Annotated in this window: 17 protein-coding genes and 1 pseudogene; 10 read left to right on the top strand and 8 right to left on the bottom strand. The window is 45.4% G+C overall.

What is annotated here, in order from left to right:
- The first annotated feature begins 161 nt into the window (after window positions 1-161).
- Window positions 162-1,211: a cysteine synthase A gene (locus tag BCT49_RS02415; RefSeq protein ID WP_102434001.1), complete on the top strand. Its 1,050-nt coding sequence runs from the start codon at window positions 162-164 to the stop codon at window positions 1,209-1,211.
- Window positions 1,212-1,752: 541 nt separating this feature from the next.
- Here the strand turns inward: BCT49_RS02415 and BCT49_RS02410 are convergent.
- From BCT49_RS02410 to BCT49_RS02390, 5 genes and pseudogenes are all read right to left on the bottom strand, one after another.
- Window positions 1,753-2,955 carry a type III PLP-dependent enzyme gene (locus BCT49_RS02410; RefSeq protein ID WP_102434000.1) on the bottom strand — a complete coding sequence of 401 codons (1,203 nt, stop codon included), beginning with the start codon at window positions 2,953-2,955 and terminating at the stop codon, window positions 1,753-1,755.
- Window positions 2,948-4,813 carry an IucA/IucC family protein gene (locus BCT49_RS02405; protein WP_102433999.1) on the bottom strand — a complete coding sequence of 622 codons (1,866 nt, stop codon included), beginning with the start codon at window positions 4,811-4,813 and terminating at the stop codon, window positions 2,948-2,950. Before BCT49_RS02405 ends, BCT49_RS02410 begins: the two co-directional genes overlap by 8 nt.
- Window positions 4,785-5,987, bottom strand: coding sequence for an MFS transporter (locus tag BCT49_RS02400; RefSeq protein ID WP_102433998.1), 1,203 nt, complete (start codon window positions 5,985-5,987; stop codon window positions 4,785-4,787). Before BCT49_RS02400 ends, BCT49_RS02405 begins: the two co-directional genes overlap by 29 nt.
- Window positions 5,988-5,993: 6 nt before the next feature.
- Window positions 5,994-7,803, bottom strand: a pseudogene (locus BCT49_RS02395) (IucA/IucC family protein).
- Window positions 7,800-9,011: an ATP-grasp domain-containing protein gene (locus tag BCT49_RS02390; protein WP_102433997.1), complete on the bottom strand. Its 1,212-nt coding sequence runs from the start codon at window positions 9,009-9,011 to the stop codon at window positions 7,800-7,802. The pseudogene BCT49_RS02395 and the gene BCT49_RS02390 overlap by 4 nt, the downstream one beginning before the upstream one ends.
- Before the next feature lie 240 nt (window positions 9,012-9,251).
- Between BCT49_RS02390 and BCT49_RS02385 the strand changes: the two genes are divergently transcribed.
- The 7 genes from BCT49_RS02385 to BCT49_RS02355 all read left to right on the top strand — a co-directional run bounded on the left by BCT49_RS02385 (window position 9,252) and on the right by BCT49_RS02355 (window position 18,067).
- Window positions 9,252-11,288, top strand: coding sequence for a TonB-dependent receptor (locus BCT49_RS02385; protein WP_102433996.1), 2,037 nt, complete (start codon window positions 9,252-9,254; stop codon window positions 11,286-11,288).
- Between the two features lie 207 nt (window positions 11,289-11,495).
- Window positions 11,496-13,655, top strand: a complete 2,160-nt coding sequence (locus BCT49_RS02380; RefSeq protein WP_102433995.1) for a TonB-dependent receptor family protein — start codon at window positions 11,496-11,498, stop codon at window positions 13,653-13,655.
- Window positions 13,656-13,742: 87 nt separating this feature from the next.
- Entirely contained in the window at window positions 13,743-14,720 is a 978-nt protein-coding gene (locus BCT49_RS02375; protein WP_102433994.1) for a Fe(3+) dicitrate ABC transporter substrate-binding protein, read from the top strand.
- On the top strand, window positions 14,717-15,751 hold the full coding sequence (locus BCT49_RS02370; RefSeq protein ID WP_102433993.1) for a FecCD family ABC transporter permease: 1,035 nt from the start codon (window positions 14,717-14,719) through the stop codon (window positions 15,749-15,751). The genes BCT49_RS02375 and BCT49_RS02370 overlap by 4 nt, the downstream gene beginning before the upstream one ends.
- Window positions 15,751-16,722, top strand: a complete 972-nt coding sequence (locus BCT49_RS02365; RefSeq protein WP_102433992.1) for a FecCD family ABC transporter permease — start codon at window positions 15,751-15,753, stop codon at window positions 16,720-16,722. Before BCT49_RS02370 ends, BCT49_RS02365 begins: the two co-directional genes overlap by 1 nt.
- Before the next feature lie 2 nt (window positions 16,723-16,724).
- The gene (fecE, locus tag BCT49_RS02360) at window positions 16,725-17,489 is read left to right on the top strand and encodes a Fe(3+) dicitrate ABC transporter ATP-binding protein FecE (RefSeq protein ID WP_102433991.1); all 765 of its coding nucleotides are present in this window, start codon (window positions 16,725-16,727) and stop codon (window positions 17,487-17,489) included.
- A gap of 191 nt (window positions 17,490-17,680) precedes the next feature.
- Window positions 17,681-18,067 (top strand): hypothetical protein, encoded by a 387-nt coding sequence (locus BCT49_RS02355; protein WP_102433990.1) that lies wholly within the window; start codon window positions 17,681-17,683, stop codon window positions 18,065-18,067.
- A gap of 120 nt (window positions 18,068-18,187) precedes the next feature.
- Here the strand turns inward: BCT49_RS02355 and BCT49_RS02350 are convergent, their stop codons facing one another.
- Complete coding sequence (locus BCT49_RS02350; RefSeq protein WP_102433989.1) at window positions 18,188-19,120, bottom strand: LysR family transcriptional regulator; 933 nt, start codon at window positions 19,118-19,120, stop codon at window positions 18,188-18,190.
- Window positions 19,121-19,331: 211 nt separating this feature from the next.
- Here BCT49_RS02350 and BCT49_RS02345 point away from each other — a divergent pair, with 211 nt between their 5' ends.
- Complete coding sequence (locus BCT49_RS02345) at window positions 19,332-20,117, top strand: glycine betaine ABC transporter substrate-binding protein (protein ID WP_198595806.1); 786 nt, start codon at window positions 19,332-19,334, stop codon at window positions 20,115-20,117.
- A 156-nt stretch (window positions 20,118-20,273) separates the two neighbouring features.
- Window positions 20,274-21,299 carry a zinc-binding alcohol dehydrogenase family protein gene (locus tag BCT49_RS02340; protein WP_102433988.1) on the top strand — a complete coding sequence of 342 codons (1,026 nt, stop codon included), beginning with the start codon at window positions 20,274-20,276 and terminating at the stop codon, window positions 21,297-21,299.
- A 163-nt stretch (window positions 21,300-21,462) separates the two neighbouring features.
- On the opposite strand, the gene BCT49_RS02335 is transcribed toward BCT49_RS02340, so the two are convergent.
- Together BCT49_RS02335 and BCT49_RS02330 are read right to left on the bottom strand one after the other, a co-directional pair.
- Window positions 21,463-22,071 carry a CIA30 family protein gene (locus BCT49_RS02335; protein ID WP_102433987.1) on the bottom strand — a complete coding sequence of 203 codons (609 nt, stop codon included), beginning with the start codon at window positions 22,069-22,071 and terminating at the stop codon, window positions 21,463-21,465.
- Window positions 22,072-22,143: 72 nt separating this feature from the next.
- A complete protein-coding gene (locus BCT49_RS02330; protein ID WP_102433986.1) occupies window positions 22,144-22,410 on the bottom strand; it encodes a DUF3081 domain-containing protein in 267 nt (88 codons plus the stop codon).
- Window positions 22,411-22,412 lie beyond the last annotated feature (2 nt).

The raw sequence follows: 22,412 nt of genomic DNA, 5'->3' as shown, positions 1-22,412 counted from the left end.
CTAAGCGGAGAAGAGCCCCCCTAATTATAATTGTTATTTAGAAAATGAGAGTCTTTTCAATTCCTACGCTCCTTGACTAAGCAAACCTCAGAGCTACGCTTATGGTCATCGACAATCCAATCGATGAACAAACTCATCCTCAGCAAATAAATGGAGTCGCGATGTCATCTGTCCACGTTGCAAATAATCTCAGTGAACTCATTGGCGATACCGATCTTGTTAGAATCAACAGTCTTTCAGAGATTTCAGGTTGTGAGATTCTTATTAAGTGCGAACACCAGAACCCGGGTGGTTCGATTAAAGATAGAGCGGCTCTTCAGCTTGTTAAGGATGCAGTAGAAGCTGGCAAACTTAAGCCGGGAATGACAATCGTCGAAGGTACTGCGGGAAATACGGGGATTGGCCTTGCTCTAGTGGCTAAATCCCTCGGTTATAAAATGTTGGTGGTGATGCCAAAAGGGCAAGCACAAGAGAAAGAGCGCATGATCTCGCTTTATAACGCTGAATTGTTATTGGTCGACCCTTGTCCTTTTGCAAATCCTGAACACTTTTATCACACGGCCAAGCGGATTGGTGTCGAAAATGAGAATTATTGGTGGGCAGATCAGTTCGAAAATCTCAGTAATTATCGAGCGCACTATTTAAATACTGGACCGGAGATCTGGCAGCAAACACAAGGTAATATTGATGCTCTAGTTTCAGTGGTTGGGACTGGAGGAACCATTGCCGGAAACTCACACTACCTATCTGAGCAGCAACCCAATCTCGAAACTTGGTTAGTTGACCCAAATGGGTCTGGTATTTATTCGTTCCTACGTAATGGGCAGTATCAATCAACGGGAAGCTCGTTCACAGAAGGCATAGGGATCATGCGAACGGTTGAAAATTTCAGGCAGGCAAGAATCAATCGTGCAATCACGCTTCCCGATCAGGATTTGGTTACGATATCCCGCCTTGTTGCGGAGCATGACGGTATTCTTCTAGGAAGCAGTTCATCATTGAACGTAGCAGGAGCGCTATACGCTGCGGCTAGAATGGGGAAAGGGAAAACCATCGTTACATTTAGCTGTGACCTTGCTGAGCGTTCGTACTCGAAGCTGCACAACGAAACGTTCCTGAAAGAAAAAGAGATCCAGCTTAATAAAGAAAACCTTTCTCAATTTTTGGCTCGTTATCAAGCGGAAGATGGCAGCATGGTCGTCAACGTCTAATGTCGTAATGAGATGATGTTCCTAGTGAGCTAAGCCTTAAATTGATCAGTAGTCATCATGGGGCTCAATACTTGGTACAAATAATCCCTACGAATCAGTCTCAGGTTGTGATTGAGATAGTATTTTGCTACGAACGCGCACTATTCTAAGCTGCAAATTTGTTTGATGCTGGCTGTATTAAGTCGACGCTTACCACCACATTGAATGGCTTTAGTGTTGAGACACTGAAAGATGCGCACTAACGTATTGAAAGCAGTGCTTCGATTGGAAAAACAGCATTCAAACACTCTGAGAAACTCAATAATACTGATTCGGTTTTGTATGTGTTGCTCTCGCTGAGTAGTCGAGTACTCAATCACCGTAGTTGCTTGGCAAAAGGAGTAAGGTAAACATAAGAAAGGCGTTGGTAGGCCTGAGCTTACTAACGCCTTTTTCATTTGGTGTCTTTTTATTTAGTGCCTTTCTATTTTGTGTTTTTAGCTAGCCCCATGGAGTTTCAACTCAAACGTAAGCTAACAAATCATGGAGCACAGCCGGATGCCTAGAAATAATGGAACACCGGAGGTTCATGCATTAAGAAATTCTGATGCGAGATGTTCCAAGCATAAGCCCCCGCTAAGGTGAACACCACATAATCGCCGATGTCGATGTGGTCGATATTTTGATTCCGTGCAAGGACATCTTTTGGTGTGCACAACTGACCAACCAGCGTGGCTTTAGTCTGGTCTATCGGGTTTGAAATAGTAGGGGACTGCTTATTTTTCATGATTGCGAAAGGATGGTCATGTCCCTGTGCAGCAGGCGTCCTGAAGTGATGCGTGCCTCCGCGAGCAATCACAAAGTTTTCACCGAGGTTTTGTTTAATGTCCAACACTTCCATCACGTAGTAGCCACAAGGTGCTGAGATGTAGCGCCCGCATTCAAAACGCAGTGTCCAATCTTGTAGTTGTTCTTTGGCGATCAAGAATTCTAACTTGTCACAAAACTCTACCCATGGAAAATGTTGTTCCTGATCTTGGTAATTTATTCCCATACCGCCACCCAAGTTGATCGTAAGATCTTCAAGTGAGTATTTCTCTTTCCACCCCTTCACTACTTGGAAATAACGTTCCATCAAAGCTAAGTGTCGACCGACTTCAAGTTGGTGTGACATCAAATGGAAGTGAAAGCCTTTCAGTTTGATTAACGGGAAATCACGCAAATACATCAATGCGTTGTTTAGCTCACTTTCATCTAAACCAAATGGGGTGGGCTTTCCACCCATGGCTAATTTGCTAAGTGTGATGTCTCCAATGTCGATGTTCATGCGCAAGAAGATCGAAGCAGGCTTATCTAATTTTTTCGTTAATGCCCCAATGCGCTGTAACTCAGTGATGCTTTCAACATGAATCGCATCAACATCGAGTTGAACGGCTTGCTCTAACTCACTCGGCATTTTACCGGGGCCACCAAAGATCAGTGGTTTGTTGAGTTGTTGCTGGTGAAGGTGATTAAGTTCTCCGCCGGAAGCCGCTTCAAAACCATCAATATAAGGCGCTAAAGTACGCAGTATAGGTGCTGAAGGATTGGCTTTTGCGGCATAAAACAGTTCAACGTTGTTAGGTAACACATGACGCATCTGCTTTATGTGTTGCTCCAGAGCCTTAAGATCATAAAGATAAGCACACAGTGGTTGATCTTGTTGTTGGGCGAGGTGTTTTACTTCTTGCTCTATATGCAAAGGAAGCTGAGATGAATTAGGCATGAGTAGCTCCTTTGCTTTGATTTGCCCAAGGCGTTGCAACTTGGGTGTAGCTTGATTCCTTATCGGCACTCTGCATTAAACGAGTTGTGAAATTGTTTTTGCTTGGGAAGTGTCCGCCATTGAGCAGATCAATCAACTCAGGCTGTTTGCCATTGATTGACTGCCAGCGAGAGATAGCATCTTGTAATGTGGCCCATAATGCCTCTTCAAGTACTGAGTTCCCTTCAGCGATAAAGAAAACAGCCTCGCTGATGTTGTTAATGAAGGTACAGTAGCCTATACGATTCCAACCTTGTTTACGACTGTAGTAAACCGATTGACGAGCTCGTTCTGATAACTGATGTAACGTGTCTGGAGACCAAAATTCAGGTAGTAACTTTGTACCTTCTAAATCTCGAATCCAAACACAGCATGGCATGTCTTTTTCAAAGCCAATCAGCGTGTTTTGTAAATGAGGTTCAAACGCAACCCCGTGTTTGAAGTAGTAGTTAAATACGCCAGGGATCAAGCAATGTAAGTAGCGCTCGAACCACAGTGTTGCGATACTTTCATACTGGTTTTGTGTGGCTTTCGCTTTTTGTTTGAGTTGAGTCGCGATACAACTGTTTCCGTCTCGGTCGTAAGCAAAGAGTGCTCCGGCCAGAGTCGGTTGCAAAATATCGGTTTCGCTTAAGGTGAAATTCTCTCGATATAAAATACCAAACGACTCGCGAGCTTTAATAACATCAGCTTGTTCCTGCTCAGCGACCGACTCTAGATTCAATGTGGTCGCGTAAGGTTCGGTCATTACCTTGAATACAGGATTATGAAGCTGTTCGCTTTCCTTTATTGGACGCAGAATAGAGGTTAATTGAACGGCACTATCAAGTTCATACCACGCGTTTTTACGAACACAGTTAGTTAAACGTACATTGATAGAAAACTTAGCAAACCAATCCATATCTGGGTGATAAAGAGTACGCACTGATGACGTGGGTAAGAGTTTGTCTCCACCTAAGCCTAACGGTGTAATTTTTCCTTGTTCAATGGCACGTTTGACTATTGGGTTCTGCAAAAGGGTATAACTTTCCCAAGGGTGGCAGGGGTAAAGCATCGTTGATGCTGAATCGTTTTTTTCTGGGGCGAGTTGCTCAAGCATAGTCTGTGGCTGCTTTCGATTGTCTGAGCATAGTACGTCAAGCAGCGAGGAGTCGACTTTAAACCAATACAGGGGCACCTTTGCGCCTACTTCAGGGGAGCAAGCGAGCAAATCATCCATGCTGACACCAGAACGACTCTTCGGTGTTGGATGAAAGGTGTGACCCCATAACAAGGACTGTTCTGAGGCGATAAATGCATTGTGGTGCTGAGGCGCAGTGTCTACGTTAAGAAACTGCTCGGTGATCAACAAGCTGTTTTCCATTTGCTCAACCAACTCGTGATTGAATGGGATCACCAGCACCTGTTTGAGATAGTTGAGTAACAGTGTCAGAGTCTGAGTTGCGTCAAGTTTACACCAGCCCGCCCCCGACGTTCTTGCCCAAGGCATATCACAGAGTTTTACCTTTCCCAGTTTACTCATGTATTGAATGGGCAAAACCAACAAGTCACTTTCTTCAGTTCGGTTTTGCTGAGGTAGATGAATCGCGACACGCTGCTCAGCGGCATAGTTTCTCTTTAAGGTTTGTGGCAGAGAAGCAGAGCTAAAGCACCATTCGACTTGTTTGTTGGGTATAGCGTATTCACGCAGGTAGCAATTCATTACGCCCATGATGGTATTAAGCTGGGCTTTTTCATGGTTAAGCTGAACCTTGTTACGATTTAACAGCTCTGTATTTTCGACTAAGTTCTCAGTGAGTGATGATTGACTGTTTAACATGTAGACGTCCAAATTTTGAAAGTATGATCATCGCTATAGCAGTACTCGCGCTGACCAAAGTAGAAAGTAAGAAAGGAACCTCAAGCCAACCCAAGTTTGAGATAAAAGACGCGCTTAACCCGGCTACAACGCCACCCCATTTAGACATAGCATCAAAGCGTGAGAATATTTTGCCACTTTGTTGTCGGTCGATTTGGCTTGCTAAAGCTTGGTGTAGCCCTTGATAGCAACAGACCATGCCAAAGCCAAACAGAATACGAGCAAGTATCAACACCGCCTGATAAGGCATCAGATGCAATAGCGTACTGAGCGAAAGTAAACCAAAACCTAGCCACAGCGTATTGAGCGGGTGGCGGTTGACCTTTTCAGAGAAAAGATGAACCTTCCCTGCGAAGAGCAAGTAGACACCGTGTGGAAGGGCATACAAAAAACCTATCCAAGCTTGATTTGTCACGCCGTATTGCTGCACGAAAGGTGAGAAATAGGGAAACGTGACGACCATGGCGAAAGCAAAGCAAAATTGCGCACTGAACACCCAATAAAGGGAACGCAATGACGGTTTGGTGTGCTTTGTTTTATTCACTGTTTGGCTTTCTATGTCATCTAAAGTATCTGATTTCTCTGCCTTATCCGTTGGCAGCGTTAAAGTGATCGCCATTGCCAACAAAGGTAAAACGGATAACCATAGGTATGCATTCAATGGATTTGTATCTGATAGACCCCAGCCGAGCCCAATTGGCGCGATGATCAACGCCAAGCGGGCAGAAAGCTGAGTCTTATTGAGTGAGTTTCCGAGGGTTTTTGCATCTTTAATCTGGCTAGATAAATAGCTATTTGAGGCAGCCATGGTGCCGCCAAAGGTTCCTTGAACGATAAGACCAAACACAAACATGGTTAGGTTATCTGCCAAACCACACAGCGCAAAACCGGTTGCAAGCCCTAGTTGGGCACGTAATAGAGAGCGACGTCTGCCATATCTATCGGCAAATTGTCCCCAAAAACGCGCAGCCAAAGCAGTACAAAAGGTGGGTAGAATAAATAATACTCCTGCCCAATCAGAGTCAATATGTGCGCCAAGTGTGGGTAATACCATAGGTAGAAACAAAGGCATCCCTAAGGCTGCAAATGCCGCTATAAAGTGGCACAGCAGCACGCAGTATATGAGTTTGGTCATAGTGAATTAGCTTATGCTCTGTTTGACGGATTCGAGGTAAGCATGCTGTGCTTCTTCACTGGTCAGCAGTAAGAAGTTTGGTGCGGATAACCCATAGAACTTGTTGATATCGCTCGCGCCCGACGCTTCTTTTGATAACAAACTGCCTGAGCTCAATAAGTACTTTGCATAGAGGTTTGGTGAATCGAGCAGCATCTCTTTGGCCAATGTAATGTCGTGACCTTGTCTGGATAGTTGGTCAAGTTGCTGTGAAAGGCTAGCTGCAACTGTTTTGTAGAGCTCAGCCGATGTAGCAACACCTCGTTTCGCCATTGCTTCGACAATCGCAGCAATGTCTAGTTGCAACGTGATGGTGGTAAACATCTGCCCGAGAGCCAGTTCATCATCGACCTTAATACGTTGATCTAACAGTTGGTCGCATTTGATTAGGGAGTGTTGTTCAAATGCTTCAAAACGTTCAGGCCAAATCCGTGCGGCATCATTGTCTTTCATGGCCAAGGTCATTTTTCCTTGTTCATCGAAGGCAATAATGGCGTTCTGTTGGTTTGATTCCAAAGCGATACCGTAGCGAATCCATAAAGTGAGGTGCACTTTAGATAACAGGTCAACGTAATCTTTGAACCAAGCTAAGGTGTCCTGCTCGTAATACTGATCTGCAAGATGCTCTAAGAATAAGCGTCCATCAGGCATCGGGCTGGCAAGGGCGGCAACAGGCACAAGTGCTTTGTCTAGCGAATGGCTTAGCGGATATTCACGCACGATATAGGCGAACGTTTTGTCATCTCCAACGTGGCCGCCGTGTTTCTCATTGCAATGAAAAAGCGTGCCTTGTAGGTCTGAATCACTCTGTTCTAAGTGCGTTAGTAAGCGTTCAAACCAGTGTCCATCATACAGCGTTGAAGGCTTGATGAGGCGAATGTTTTTGGTGCCTAATGAGCGCATGATCAGCGGTACTTTGATGTGAATGTGGGGTGTTTGATTCACGACTACAGTACGTACCGATAAGGTAGGGGTAACATCAAGGTATGGCGAAGGAGCTTCAATGACACCGTCAGGAAGTCCATCAAGACTTCTTAGTGTTAATGGATGCGCCGGGAATAACTCATGGCTCTGAGCAAAGTCAGCGGGTAGGCCGACTTGTTCCATGGTTGGCCAGCATTGCGGCTGTGAACTGGTTAAGGTAACCAGTGATTTATCAATCGCGAGCCAGCGTAGAGCAAAGCTTTGTGCGAATTCTGGTGCGTATTGTGCGAGGTCTTCATCGTTCAAACCGAATTTAGCGCGAGCGGTTGGGTAGTAAGGATGGTCAAGGTATGATGCGATTTGCGGCGCGTAGGAGTTTTTGGCTCCAATGTTCTAGCTGAGAAATCGGCTGCATTAACGATTCAGAGTGTTGATTGAACGCTGAATCACAAAGTACTTTGTGCTTTTCTGCACATTCAAGTTCTTGCAAGTAACCATCCAATAACGAATGCGAGCTGTCGTGAGCACACGCTTTCAGCAATTTAATCCAATCGCTATAGTGCTGCTGAAGTTCAACCTGACCATTTTTTTCGATTAGCCAGCCATTGCCCCCCCTCCCATTTGAAGAGCCGTAACCCCAGCGTTGCATGTAATAACTTGGCGTGACTGGCAAATAGAGAGTGCAATCCGCATGCACAAAAATAGCCCACACTTGCTCACTAGGGTAAGGCGATAGACTGAGTGTCGCAGGGAGCTCAGTATTAAATTGGCTTTGAGATACTAATCCAAAGAGGTCTTCACGAAGGCAGGTGTCTACAAGGCGTTGAGTTAGATATAAAGCGTTGTCGTTCATGCTGTTACCTCGTTGACAGATGTGAGGTTAAATCGAGAGATCGCTCGTTGAAGCGCTGGTTCTAAAGGTTCGCCGGAGGGAGATACGATTGAAATCCTTGCTAAGTAATCTTTGTTTGAGAAGCTTTGCTGGAAAGTATCACCTGCTTGTTTAAGTACTTGTTGCTGCGTGACAATATCGCCATCTTGGTGAATGAACGATGTTGATGAACCTTCAATGATGCCGTTCTGGTCTGCAACCACATAGTGAACATTCGCATTGCCATTCATTTGAAGTGTGGGATCGATTTTGTTACCGAGGTGGAGGTTTAGAATAGTGCTGAACCACTTTCCTCCACTGAGGTTATTGAGTAAAAATTCTCGGCCATCACCAATACTTCGATAGTTGATTTCGACTAATACTGGTCCGGACTCGGTGATGATGAATTCACTATGACAAACACCAAAACCTACCCCAAATTCCTGTAGTTGCCTTACACACTCGTCTCTGTATTGGACGCTGTTAGTGCCATTCCAACGTGCTGCGGTTTCAATAAAGTAAGGTGGTTCAGAGAGTTCCACATCAAACCCACCAAGTGCCGTCAAACTCTCCCCGTCCCCCAAGGTTTCAACTGTGATAAGCGGGCCCTGTAAAAAAGCTTCGACCAAGATAGGGCTCGTGGGGTGTTTTTGCCAAAAGCGTTCGCAATAGCTATCAAGCTCAGTTTTAGAATTGCAACGTTGAACGTCCAAGCTTGCTACGCCTTCCTTAGGTTTGGCTACCACCGGAAAAGTGAAGTCAGATTCAGGAGAGGTGCCCGGATCCAGTAATTTGCTTTGTGTATTAGGCAGTGACTTTTCGGTGAGAACCTGGCGCGTTAAGTGTTTGTTCTTTGCTTTTAGCGCCACTGTCCAGTCTTTCGCTGGTACACCAAAAAATTGAGCACATATTGCAGTGGAGGTTTGCAAGTGATCACTGTTGCTAAAAACAGCGGTGGGTTTTAGGTCTTGCTCTGTGATGGTCTCGATAAGCTCAAGGGGGTTAAACACATCACATTCAAGAATTGCGTCAGGGCTAAATCGGTCATCATCACTGCTCAGTCTTAGGTGATTGAGCTTGTGATCTGTGATCAAAATGACGTGAAGACCCATCGCCTTTGCGGTAGGTACGAAGCCGTGAGTGACTGCGTCATTCACGACATGACTTACGATAATAATCGTAGATTTCATGGGGCTTTCCTAATTTTAAAACGTTGTTGTCGCCTGCTCACAACTCGCTTTCAAGTGGTCTCTTTCTGTCTTTTAGGAAAGAGACTTTTGCTATCTTATTGTTTTTATTGACCGTTCTGTCATTAGCTGTGTTGCATATTGCTAGGCAAATATAGATCAAAAAATATATATTGCAAATATAAATGATATTTGTTCTTATTCGCAATAATGTAATTTTATAAACTAAAACGGAATTAGAAAATGAACATGAGATTGACCTTGTCCCCTCTTGCTTTGGCAATTGGCGGAGCCTTGACGGCGGTGGCTAGTGTGTCAACTGCAGTGGCGGAAGAACAAGTCACTGTAGATGAAACGGTGCAAATTATTGGCCATCAATACGAAGGTTACGCAGAGCACATGCCTCAGTCAGGAACCAAAACGGATGTTGAGTGGTTAGATGTACCGCAAGCGGTATCTGTGGTTACAAAGACAGAAATGGAAGACCGTGGTGCTGTGCGTTTAGTGGATGCACTTGATGGTGTCGCAGGGGTGAACAATACCCTCGGTGAAGGTAGCCGAGACCAATTCGTGATTCGTGGCTTTGATTCGCTAAATGACATGTATCGCGATGGGATGCGTGACGATGGAACGTTGCAGTCGTATCGCAGCCTAGCCAATATTGAGCGTGTTGAAGTGGTAAAAGGCCCAGCCGGTGCACTTTATGGCCGAGGTTCTGCGGGCGGTATCATCAACTTGGTAACGAAACGCGCTAACGGTGACAACTTCACCAACGTAAATGGCAGTGTAGGCAGCAACAGTCAGTTTGTGGGCCAAGTTGACAGCTCGATGGCGTTTTCAGATAAGGTTAATGGCCGTATCAACGTGGAACATCGACAAGCGGACTCTTACGTCGATCATGTTGATTCCAATGATTTCTTTATTGCCCCAACAATTCGAGTGATGCCTTCTGATGGACACATTATCGATCTCGATGTTGAATATTCTCACCAAGAACTGGTGCCATATCGTGGTGTTCCGTCCAAGAATGGCAAACCTGTTGATGTCTCCGAGAGTACTTTCTACGGTGGCACCAACGATTATCAAGAGTCAGACAGCATTCGTGTGGGCGTTGACTATGAGTGGCGTTTGAACAGCGAATGGGCATGGACAAACCGCGCAGCGTATAACCATATCGAGCTTGAACAAAAAGGCACGCGTCAAGGCACGGTAACAGGAGATCAAGTATCTCAAACCGTGAACAACTTCGGCTATGATCCTCGTACCACGACAACACTACAGTCTGAGTTGGTTTGGGAAACCGATTCTAACCAAATGATGATTGGTGCCGATTACAACCAGATCAATATCGATCTCACTCTCGCAAGCGACAAAACCTTACCTTCGAAAGATATCTATAATCCTGTTGCAGGTCCAACACCTGATCCGGGTTTCAAACCTTTCCGTGATAATACGACAACGACCACTGGCGTCTACATTCAAGACGTTTACACCTTTGGTGATCTTTCAGTGATCGGCAATGTGCGTTACGACTCGATGGAGCTTGAGCAGCAAAAAGCGGGCTCAGCAAAAGAGAACCTCGACGATAACAAAGTGAGCTACCGCGGTGGGTTGGTCTACCGAATCAACAACGATATGTCCGTGTACGCAAGCTTAGCTCGTTCATGGCAACTGCCTTACTCAGGTATCTACATCAACCCTAAATTAGCTGAATTCTTCCACACCGATCTAAAGGAAATTGGCGCAAAAGCTTACCTATTAGATAACGCTTTGATGCTGAATGCAGCGATCTTCCAAATCGATCAAGAGCAGCCAGAAACCAATACAGACGGAGACGTGGTCAACAAGATTGAAGCGCGTCACCAAGGTATTGAACTGGAAGCTCGCGGTCAGATAACAGAGCAATGGGACATTTCGGTTGGATATAGCTATCTCGATGCGGAAGACAAAGAGACAGGTAAAAAGCCAAACGATGTGTCTGACCACCTGTTCTCACTTTGGAGTACTTACCAGCTAGACAACAACTGGCGTTTAGGTGGTGGTGTGAAATACGTTGGCGACCGTTATGCAGGTAATGACGAAGCCGTTGCACTAGGCGATTACACCACAGTTGATTTGATGGCAGCGTACACCACGGGTCGTCACAAAGTCCAAGCGAACGCTTACAACGTGTTGAACGAGGAATACATTCTGGGAGCAACCAACGGCACGTCTGGCACAAACCAGATTGGCTACGGTGCTCCTGCTGAATTCATGCTCAGCTACGGTTATCAGTTTTAAAAGCTAATTATGTTCTAAGAGCTAGTTCAGTTCTAGGAGTTAGTTCATTTCTAAGAGCTATTTCAACTCCAAAAACGATTGATTTGTTCGCTACGAATGAGTGAACAGTTGGCCTCATTTTGAGGCCGTTTAGCCCATAGGGTCAAAGTGCAGGCATCACCGGGAAATACAGCCTTTGACCCTAACCTGTCTATTTAGGAGATTTTCATGTCTTACCAGAATTTGGATGGTAAACCTCAATTGCAGCTACATAAGCAACTGCAAGAGCCAATACAAAACAAAGCACAGCTGCGTTTAAGTACACTTGCGGTCGCCATCGCTTCAGTGACTTCCATGGGCGCATTTGCTGCGTCTGATCCTCAAACAACGACCATGGAAACGGTTGTCGTGACGGGTAGCTTAATCGGTAATTCGGAGCTAGAGGATGTGAAAGAGTATCCGGGAGCGCGTACCGTTCTGACTAACGAACAAATTAAAAAGACTGGCGCACTTTCGATTGATTCGGCCTTCCAAAGTGTTCCGGGCATTAAGGTTCAAGACGAAACGGGCACGGGTGTGCTGCCTAACATCTCGGTGCGTGGCTTAAAAGCTAGCCGCAGTGGTCATGCTCAATTTCTAATGGACGGTGTGCCTCTGACACTTGCGCCTTATGGTCATACCGGACAATCTATTTTCCCTGCAACTCTGTCGATGCTTGACCGAATTGATATCGTACGTGGTGGCACTGCTGTGCAGTACGGGCCAAACAACGTGGGTGGCGTTATCAACTTGGTGACTAAGCCTATTCCGCACGAGTGGCAAACAGAAATCAGTAATCGCTTTACTGTATTCGAAGATGGCGATACGCCACTGAATGATTTTTACCTGCGCACTGGTGGCTGGTTAACCGATACGCTAGCGCTTCAAGTCGAAGGTAATTTTCTAAAAGGTGAAAGCTTCCGTGAACATTCAGATACCGATGTCAAAAACTTCCAAGCGAAGTTGCAGTGGTTACTGAGTGATACTCAAGAGTTACAAGCTTTCGTGCAGCGTTATGATGCAGACACGCAAATGCCGGGTGCTTTATCGCCAGAAGATTACAAGAATGATCGTACCCAATCGAAGCGTCCATATGATGAATACCAGGGTAAATCGACGCGTTGGAGCCTAAAGTATTTGCATGATCTGAACATTGCCGATAGTGCAGAGCTAGAGATACTAACATTTGGTCACCGCTCTGAGCGCTTCTTCCAATGGGGCTTTAATAGCGCGGGCGGTCACTGGGCGGATCCGGCATTACCATCAACCGATATTCGCACTTCTCCACGTGAGTTTTCTGTTTATGGCGTTGAGCCTAAAATCGCGATGTATTTTGACGGTAATACCGTGACACAAAATGTCATTGTGGGTGCGCGCTACGTCAATGAAGATATCGATTACAAGCTCACTCAAACATCAATTTCTAGTGGAGTAACAACAACGCCGCGCGATTGGCATTTGGATACCGACGCTTTCGCAGGCTATATCAGCAATGAAATTGGCTTGTTTAATGATGTATTAAAGGTGACTCCTGGTATTCGCTACGAATCAATAGACATGGCATTTAATGATTTGGGTAAAGCGGAGAATACCGACAACAAAGTGACTGAGTGGTTGCCGGGCTTAACCGTGGCATACCATCTTACGGAGCAATGGGTTGGTTACACCAATGCACAGAAATCTTTGCGTGCACCACAAATTGCTTATATTCGAGGCAAGGGTGAAGAGGGCAGTGAGCTAGCATGGAACTACGAGTTGGGCGCTCGCTACAATCAAGATTCAACTAGCTTTAACATTGCACTTTACCGTATTGACTTTGAAGATCAGCTGCAATGGCAAAGTGCTACTCAAACTTTCGACAATATTGGTAAAACCCTTCATCAAGGTGTTGAACTCTCTGGTCGTTATACTCCTCAAGCGATGCAAGCTCTGAGTTTGGGCGCTGGCTATAACTACTTAGATGCAACGTTAGAGGAAGAGGGCGCAAATAAGGGTAACCAACTTCCTTACACGTCCAAGCATCAATTTAGCTGGGATGCGACCTACGCGTTTAGCAAGCTAGATACCACCTTGTCTGGTTACTATTTCAGTGAGTCTTACTCTGACAATGCGAATACAAGTGCCGAAGATGCAACGGGCGCGACAGGTAAAGTGCCTGCCTACATGGTCTGGAACTTTAACCTAGGTTCGGATTTGTACAAGGATGAAAACAGTAAGCTGCGCATGAACTTTGCGGTGAACAACTTGTTTGATGAGGACTATTACTTCCGCGGTATTGATACCAGCCCCGTTGGTCGTTATCCAGCACCAGGACGTTCTTACACTTTGGATCTGAATTATCAGTTCTAATACGTAATTTATTGAAAGTAATAACGAATAAAAGTCGCCAATACTCTTGGCGACTTTCACGGTTCTAGCGTTTAAGGAAAATTAAATATGGAAAACAGCTCTCGACTCTTGTTTTCGAATCCATTGCAGCTGTCGAACGGACTGCTGTCACTCAATAAGCAGTTTTTATTCAGCAGGATAGCGATAACCTTAGCTTTGCTGGTTTTAAGCTTGTTTTCATTCTCCAGTTCAGCACAAACCAGGGTCATACAAGATGAGCAGGGTCAGTTTGAGATAGCGACTACTCCGCAACGTATTGTGGTGTTGGAGTTCTCATTTGTAGATGCGTTAGCTGCGGTGGGCGTTTCTCCGGTTGGTGTAGCCGACGACAATGATGCTTCTCGAGTGATTCCGGCTGTGCGTGAATTGGTTCAACCATGGGAATCGGTTGGTATGCGCTCTCAGCCAAGCCTAGAAGCCATTGCGATATTAAAGCCCGATTTGATCATTGCCGACGCTGAGCGCCACCGAACTGTTTATCAAGATCTGCAACGAATCGCGCCAACTCTGTTGTTGAAAAGCCGCGGCGAGACTTATCAAGAGAATTTGGAATCAGCACTCAAGGTGGGTATCGCGCTCAATAAGCAATCGGCAATGGAGCTACGAATTCAGCAACATCAGCAAGTCATGTCTGATTTCAAAAGTCATTTTACCCTTAAACAAACCGTCCAATTTGCTGTCGTGTCGGATAAAGGTATGTGGTTACATAGCCCTGCATCTTATGCCGGAGGAGTGCTCACTACATTAGGTATTGCTAGCCCTATTGCTAAAGAAACAGAGAAGGCGTATTTGCCAACCAGCTTTGAGTTGTTATTGAAAACTAATCCGGATTGGTTGCTGATTGGTGCTTACTCTCACCCGAATATTATTAATGATTGGCAGAAAAACCCGTTATTTAGCGTACTGTCATCAGCGAAACGTCAGCAAGTGGTAGAAGTATCACCAGCGCTTTGGTCATTGAATCGAGGCATGGTAGCCGCAGAGCAAATAGCGAAAAATCTAGAGCAGATTCTGGAACCATCATGAGTACGATGTTGTTTTCTACAGGCAAGCGATATCTGTCAATACTGTCGTGGCGAGCGACGCTGTTTACGATCTTGGTATCGTGTTTGGCTCTGTCTGGTTATGTAGCGTCAATGGTGGGGTGGTCTAATTTCTCTCTAACATTGAGTGACTTGGTTGATTATTGGTTTACGTTTGATGAAAGCAATATGACTCATCAAATATTGGCGACATTAAGAGCACCAAGAACTTACGCAGGGCTTTTGATTGGTGCGAGTCTGGCTGTCGCTGGGTTATTGATGCAAGGCTTAACGCGCAACCCACTCGCGTCTCCATCGATTCTTGGCATTAACGCTGGCGCTACCTGTTTTATGGCGTTAGCTGCAATAGGCATCCCTGTGGTCAGCGAGTTAAATCCAATTCTCAATGCCGTTCTTGGTGCGTTCCTCAGTGGCGGTGCCGTGATGCTTCTTGGTGGCTTTTTCTCTGCTCGCTCTCATCCATTACGTTTGGTTTTGGCGGGTATTGCCATTACCGCATTGTTGATTGGATTGACCCGCGCGGCGCTGATCCTCGCTGACGATATGGCTTATAGCGTATTGCATTGGCTTACAGGATCCTTGTCTAGTGTGGATGATGGGCAATGGCAACAACTTTGGCCGCCTGTTGTGATTGGTTTGGTGTTGGCAATGAGCCTCGCTCGCAACCTCAACTTACTGGCACTTGGCGAAGAAGTTGCCGTGGGGTTGGGCAGTAACATCAGGCTTACTCGTCTGATTAGTGGACTGACGATTGTGTTGCTTGCCGGGTCAAGTGTCGCTATCGCAGGGCCAATTGGCTTTGTTGGTTTGTTAGTGCCTCACTTGGTTAGGCCTATGATAGGGCACAATTACCATCTACTCATTCCTATTTCCGCATTGGCTGGCGCAGTATTAGTCTCTTGGTCAGATGCATTATCACGAGCAATTGCTTTTCCGACTGAAACGCCCGTCGGTGTTATTACGGCTTTGGTCGGGACGCCTTGCTTTATCTTGATTGCGACGAGGAGATCTTAATGCACCACCGCACGAAGGTTTTTCTGTTATTTGGGCTGCTTGTTATTGTTGCATCCGCAGGTTTGTTTGTCGGCGCAGCTTCGCTTTCTGTTTCTCAAGTGACCGAACATTTGGTCGCGTTTTCTAGTGACGATTTTGTTATCCATCAATATCGGCTGCCTCGTATGTTGCTCGCGATAAGTGTGGGAGCTGGATTAGGGTTGTCCGGCGTATTGGTACAAGGTGTGATACGTAACCCTTTGGCATCGCCAGATCTTATGGGTATTAGTGCAGGTGCCGGGCTTGCCGCGACAGCGAGTTTAGTTTGGTTTCCTAATGCGCCGGTCAGTGTGCTTCCGCTGGTGGCTATGTTCGGTGGAATTTTCGCTGCTGGATTGATTGCACTATTGGCATGGTGGTCAAGGCCAACACCCGCCAAATTGGCGTTGATTGGTATTGCGGTGAGCGCGTTCTTAGCCAGTTGCATAGATTTCCTACTTGTGACCAACCCTATCGAGATCAATACGGCCATGGTTTGGCTAACAGGCAGTCTCTGGGGCAGAAACTGGCAACAAGTGCCCTTTATTTGGAGTGCGCTACTCTTGTTATTGCCAATGGCATTATGGCTCGCTTGGCGATTAGATGTGATGGGACTTGGCGAGGAAAGTGCCACCACATTGGGTACTAAGCCAAAACAGATTCAGGCTCTCGCGCTGTTGGCTGCAGTATTGCTTGCCAGCATCAGTGTTTCAGTTGCAGGAACGATCAGTTTTGTAGGTTTATTAGCTCCTCACTTAGCTCGCTTGTTGTTTGGACATAATCATAAGTTGTTAATACCAGCGTCAGCATTAGTGGGCGCGATTCTGGTTACTTGTGCCGATGGCTTGGCAAGAGGTCTACAACCGCCGATTGAACTGCCAGCAGGGGTTCTTACTTCTGTGATCGGCGCGCCTTATTTCATTTTTCTTCTCTATCGTTATCGAGGTTGGTAACCATGCTTAAAACGCAGAATCTTTCCGTCGCGTACGGCAAACAAACGATCATACCGAACCTTTCGGTTTCGATCCCTAAGGGTAAAATTACCGCCCTAATTGGACCCAACGGGTGTGGTAAATCCACCTTGTTAAAGACGTTAGTGAGAATCAACAAACCAGCGACAGGAGAGGTGTTGTTTGAAGACAAACCACTATCAAGTTATGGCGATAAGGCGCTTGCGCGTTCGTTATCACTGTTGCCACAAATTTTGGTCAGCCCGGAAGGTATCACAGTAAGAAAGCTCGTCGAATATGGGCGTTCGCCTTATATCTCTCATTGGGGAAGGTTAGGGCAAGAAGACCAAGTGATTGTCGAACAAGCAATGCGTGATACTGGTGTGCTCGAGTTTGCCGATAAACCAGTTGAGTCACTGTCTGGTGGTCAAAGACAACGAGCGTGGATTGCGATGGTGATAGCACAAGACACAGATTTAGTGATGTTAGATGAGCCGACCACATACCTTGATATGTCTCACCAAGTCGAGTTGATGAACTTGATGCAGCAGATGAATGTTAAAGGAAAAACGGTGGTGGTTGTGTTGCATGATCTTAACCAAGCCAGTCGTTACTGCGATCATTTAGTGGTTTTGGAAAAAGGCTGTTTGGTGGCTCAAGGTTCGCCTGATGAGGTAATGACAGAAACCATGCTTAGAGATGTATTTGATCTCAAGGCGAGCGTGTTCCGTGACCCTATTTCAAATACGCCAATGTGTGTAGCGATTTAGGAGGTTATCAAACCATTGGGAGTGGTAAGTCAGCAATTGGTATTTCGGCATTTTTCTGTGCATTAGGTATTATCTGGTTTTGTGTTCGTAAAAATAACCCTCTCGAATCAGTCTCAGGTTGTGATTGAGATAGTATTTTGCTACAAAACGCGCATAATCTCGCTATACAACATTTAAAGAAGAAATTACCTATGACTAGCTTTCAATACTACTTTCACCAACTGCCTTGCTTCGACTGTAAAAAAACGACGGTAAGTACTGATCTTGGTTGGTTGACGCCTGCGATGAAAGAGGATGCTATCGCTCAACTGACAGCGACTCTTGCACAAGGTGAGGTTACGCCAGATCTTTCTGCAAACGTGGTTTGTACTAAAGATGAAGCTCGCGAGTACTTATTGCTGAACTTCTTCGGCTATTCAGAAGAAGAGCTAGCAAGCGACATCGAAGCGGATGACGAAAAAGAAGTCGCGGATGAAATCGCAGAGCTATTGGAAGAAGGTAAAGACACAATCACCTTCGAACATGAAATTGCGCTTCAGTGCTGTGCTGACTGTGATGTTGAAGAAGAGTCAAACTAAGCATTTGTATTCGAGTGCTCGTATTGATGTAGATATATCCATTAATACAGTGTGATGTTTCAGATGATTAAAGGCGTTAGCGAATTGAAGTTCGCTAACGCCTTTTTTATCTCTAGGTCGTTAAGATTTTTGAGTCGCTATAATGCCTTGCTCGCTCAGTTGAGAAAGGATCTCTGCGGTTTTTTCGCGGAATAGATCTCTCAATAAGCGAACGGTCGGGGTGATGGACTGACGACTAGGGCACACTAACCACAGCTCGGTTGGGGTTGGCTTAAATTCAGGCATGACTTTAACCACTTCGCCAGAGAGCAAATGGTTCGACATATCTAAACAAGACTTTATTGCCACACCTTTTCCAGCTACACACCAGCGTCTAACAAGGTCAGCATCGTTTGAGGCGCGATTCCCTTTTAGCTTCACTTTATGATCTTGCTTGCCATCATTAAACACCCATTCGTCTTGCAACATATCATGCAGCTGATAAAGCAAACCGTTGTGCTCAGCTAAGTCGCTCGTTTGGCTTGGCGTTCCCATCTCAGTTAAATATTCAGGGGCTGCGCACAATATTCTCGGCACATCGCAGATCTTGAAGCCATACATGTTGGCATCATTCGGAGAGCCGTAACGCAGCGCCATATCAACAGAATCACGATAAAAATCAATATTGCTGTCGCTAATGCTAGTGCGAAGTGTCGCCTTTGGGTATTCAAGCAGAAATTCATCAAGCCAAGGAGTGATGAGGTTACGTCCTAAATCCGAAGAAAGCGCTATGCGGATTTCTCCATCCAAGATACCAAGCTCTTCACGCATGTTGAGCTTTGCTTGCTCTAATATCTTCAAAGCTTGTTCACACTCAGGTAAATAGCGTTCGCCAGCAGAAGAGAGCCTTAGGTGGCGAGTGGTTCTTACAAACAATTCAGCACCCAGTGCGGCTTCAACACGTTTGACGGCTGCGCTCGCAGTTGCGGTGCGCATGTCTAGGTTGGTGGCTGCTGCGGTGATACTACGAAACTCCGCCACCTTTAAGATGACCCGCAAGTCTTCAAGAAGCATTTTATCTACCTGTGTTTGATAATGTTCTAAACATTGTATTGAAATCTTTGCTAATCACAAAGCGGCTTAATCCTGACTTACCCCCTTTTAAGCTAACTTTATACGCTCAATTACCAAAATATATTTGAAAATCATTCAAATATTAGGCTGTTTTTCACTGTTTTTTAGCCATGTACTATCTCTATCAAGCCGAACAAAAGGGGATAACAACATGACTAATAAAATCACAATTGGCGTAACAGATTTGTCGTTTCACCGCACTACTGCATCATTAGTTTCCAATGTATTAACCACAATGGGCTTCGAGGTCGAGCGTGTCTTTTCTCCTCATCAAGAAAATTTCGAAAAGCTAAAAGCGGGTGAAGTAGACATGCTTTCTTCGGCTTGGTTGCCATCAAGCCACGGTATTTACAAAGCGGGTGTTGAGGAAGTTGAGCCACTTATCGAGCTTGGTCTTCACTATGAACCTTACGCGTTGTGGGGTGTGCCTGATTATGTTCCTGAAGAGGCTGTTTCTGAGGTTGCTGATCTATTAAAACCTGAAGTTGTCGAGAAAATGAATTCTACCATTCAGGGCATTAACCCCGGTGCCGGTATCACACGCTTCTCTATTCAGATGATGAAAGAGTACGGCCTGAGCGATGTGGGTTACGAGTTTTTCCCAGGTAGCGAAGACGATTGTTTTGCTGCCTTTGAAAGCGCTGTGGCGAACAAGGAGTGGGTTGTTGTGCCGCTGTGGAAACCTCAATTCTTGCACTATCGCTATGACATTCGAGAGCTCAAAGAGCCAAAAGGCTTGCTAGGGATTGTGGATAGAGCGGTACTTCTTTTAAGAGATGACAAGAAGCACTTGTTCAGTGAACAACAGATCCAGACGTTAGATTCATTACGATTCTCGAACGATATTATCGCAGAGCTAGATTATAAAGTTTGCCGTGAAGGTAAGCCGCAAGACGAAGTAACGCGTGACTGGTTGATTGAGCAAGGTCTGATCTGATCCCTATACCATTGATTGCAAAGTTACTTGTTCGTGTTGCTCAATCAGTGGCAACACGATTATCAAAAAATAATTGAATATGATTCAAACATTAGGCGGTTTATCTAAATTGAGAGTCAACTAAGATTAACTTGTCTAATTCAAGGAGAAAGCACAATGTCAGTACCATCAAAAATGAAAGCTATCGGATTTACTCAGTCACTTGCGATTGCAGAGCAAAACAGTCTAGTTGAGTTTGAAACGAATCTTCCAGAACTAAAAGAACATGATCTGCTTGTGAAAGTGAGCGCTACGTCTATCAATCCAGCAGACGCGAAAATTCGAATTCGCAGTGCTCAAGATAAAACTCTCGAGCAACCAAAAGTACTTGGTTATGACGCGGTTGGTGAAGTCGTCGGTAAAGGTACAGACGTTGAAGGCTTTGAACTAGGCGACCGTGTCTATTATGCAGGTGACGTAACTCGTATGGGCGCTAATGCAGAATACCAAGCCGTTGACTACCGTATTACGGCTAAAGCACCGAAGAGCCTTTCTGATGAAGCTGCTGCTGTTATGCCGCTAGCAACACTGACTGCGTGGGAAGCGTTGTTTGATCGCCTACGTGTGCGTCCAGAAGAGAAAAAATCCATTCTTATCATTGGTGGTGCTGGTGGCGTTGGTTCAATCACGATTCAATTGGCGAGCCAACTGACGAACCTGACGGTTATTGCGACGGCTTCAAGACCTGAAACTGAACAGTGGGTAAGGGATATGGGGGCAGACCATGTGGTGAATCACCGTAACTTGGTTGAGTCTGTGCGAGAGCAAGGCATCCAGCATGTCGATTACATCTTCAATGTCGCTGATACCAAAGGGCACTGGGAATCGATGGTCGAGCTTATTGCACCTCAAGGCATGATCAGCTCTATTGTTGAGTTCGATGGCGGAATAGATCTTTCTGCACTGCAAGGCAAGTCTGCAGGTTTTGTGTGGGAGCTGATGTTCACACGTTCACTGTTCAACACAGACGATATTCAGAAACAACAAGATATCCTGTTCCAAGCAGCGAACCTGATTGATGCTGGCCGTATTAAGTCGACACTTACCACCACATTGAATGGCTTTAGTGTTGAGACACTGAAAGATGCGCACCAACGTATTGAAAGCAGCGCGTCGATTGGTAAAACAGCCATCAAATATTAATAGTTAATGATTTAGAACTTTGACGGTTTGAGCCGTTGCTTATTTGAACAGTTTGAGCAGCTTGAACGCTTGAATAGAAAGCCCCTGATACTTATCGTGAATCAGTAAGGTATCAGGGGCTTGTTTTTATTAAGTGATTTACTGTGTTTATTCCAATAAAGCTTTACTCCGTTTCTTGCGAGGTTTTGAATTGAACCTGAATGAGGTTTAGCTCGAAGGGCAAAGGTTGTTTATCTGCAATCAAAAAGCCGATCTGTTTGATGTCTTGGGCTTCAAGTCTTGGCGCACCACTGAGTAATCGACCTCTGAATACGGCTTGAAAGTCCTTTAATTGGAAGACTGTCTTGAGTTGCTCGCCTTTGATTGTCTCAAAGCTGTGCTTGTAGTTAGTTCTGTTTCCATCTATCCATGTCGTGAGCCTTAATTGGTAAGTACGACCATCACCTACAAACGTCAGTTCTACGCTGTCCATCTCAGAGCCTAGAGACTCTATAGAGCGGTTGATTGAACTGAAGCCACCATTGTTCTCTAATGACAACTCGCCCTTAAATTGACTCGTCTCGCCTTCATAAACAAGCCTGCCTGTTGAGATTCCGCCCATGACATTGTCGTTGGTCGCTGTCCAATTCTGGTGTTCATTCTCTTGTGTGAAATCAATCATTTCTGTTCCTGCTACCGATCCCTGAGACCATAAAAAAGAGAGGCTGAGTACTAGCCACAAAGGCTGTCTGTGCTTAAGTAATGAATGCGTTTTAAAAGCCGTTTCGCTCATGATTTTCTCCGTTAGCCGTTAGCCGTTAGCCGTTAGCCGTTAGCCGTTGGTAGTGATGAATCTGTTCGCGTTTTATGGAGAAGGTTCAGTGGCGAGCATACCCAGACAATGCTCGATGAATTCAGAGTAGTTTGAAGCGTTGTCGTACTCAATTTTCAGAGATCCATGAAACATCAGCGTCACGGTTACGTCTTTATAGCTTAGCCAACAGGTATAACCATCGTAATCATGCCAAGCCGTCATTTCGCCAACTTGATATTTGTTGTCCAGTTGTTCGCCAGAGGTGCGAATGCACTCAAACACTCTGAGAAATTCAATAATGGTGATTCTGTTGTCCATGT

It is taken from the genome of Vibrio lentus, from assembly GCF_002875945.1.
Lineage (GTDB): Bacteria > Pseudomonadota > Gammaproteobacteria > Enterobacterales > Vibrionaceae > Vibrio > Vibrio apostichopi.
The sequence above is the reverse complement of the archived record's forward strand: the minus strand, read 5'-3'. Positions and strand labels throughout refer to the sequence as shown.

Coding starts and splice junctions, on each gene's coding strand:
- BCT49_RS02415 (WP_102434001.1), top strand. CDS start 162: ATGTCATCTGTCCACGTTGCAAATAATCTCAGTGAACTCATTGGCGAT.
- BCT49_RS02410 (WP_102434000.1), bottom strand. CDS start 2,955: ATGCCTAATTCATCTCAGCTTCCTTTGCATATAGAGCAAGAAGTAAAA.
- BCT49_RS02405 (WP_102433999.1), bottom strand. CDS start 4,813: ATGTTAAACAGTCAATCATCACTCACTGAGAACTTAGTCGAAAATACA.
- BCT49_RS02400 (WP_102433998.1), bottom strand. CDS start 5,987: ATGACCAAACTCATATACTGCGTGCTGCTGTGCCACTTTATAGCGGCA.
- BCT49_RS02390 (WP_102433997.1), bottom strand. CDS start 9,011: ATGAAATCTACGATTATTATCGTAAGTCATGTCGTGAATGACGCAGTC.
- BCT49_RS02385 (WP_102433996.1), top strand. CDS start 9,252: ATGAACATGAGATTGACCTTGTCCCCTCTTGCTTTGGCAATTGGCGGA.
- BCT49_RS02380 (WP_102433995.1), top strand. CDS start 11,496: ATGTCTTACCAGAATTTGGATGGTAAACCTCAATTGCAGCTACATAAG.
- BCT49_RS02375 (WP_102433994.1), top strand. CDS start 13,743: ATGGAAAACAGCTCTCGACTCTTGTTTTCGAATCCATTGCAGCTGTCG.
- BCT49_RS02370 (WP_102433993.1), top strand. CDS start 14,717: ATGAGTACGATGTTGTTTTCTACAGGCAAGCGATATCTGTCAATACTG.
- BCT49_RS02365 (WP_102433992.1), top strand. CDS start 15,751: ATGCACCACCGCACGAAGGTTTTTCTGTTATTTGGGCTGCTTGTTATT.
- fecE (WP_102433991.1), top strand. CDS start 16,725: ATGCTTAAAACGCAGAATCTTTCCGTCGCGTACGGCAAACAAACGATC.
- BCT49_RS02355 (WP_102433990.1), top strand. CDS start 17,681: ATGACTAGCTTTCAATACTACTTTCACCAACTGCCTTGCTTCGACTGT.
- BCT49_RS02350 (WP_102433989.1), bottom strand. CDS start 19,120: ATGCTTCTTGAAGACTTGCGGGTCATCTTAAAGGTGGCGGAGTTTCGT.
- BCT49_RS02345 (WP_198595806.1), top strand. CDS start 19,332: ATGACTAATAAAATCACAATTGGCGTAACAGATTTGTCGTTTCACCGC.
- BCT49_RS02340 (WP_102433988.1), top strand. CDS start 20,274: ATGTCAGTACCATCAAAAATGAAAGCTATCGGATTTACTCAGTCACTT.
- BCT49_RS02335 (WP_102433987.1), bottom strand. CDS start 22,071: ATGAGCGAAACGGCTTTTAAAACGCATTCATTACTTAAGCACAGACAG.
- BCT49_RS02330 (WP_102433986.1), bottom strand. CDS start 22,410: ATGGACAACAGAATCACCATTATTGAATTTCTCAGAGTGTTTGAGTGC.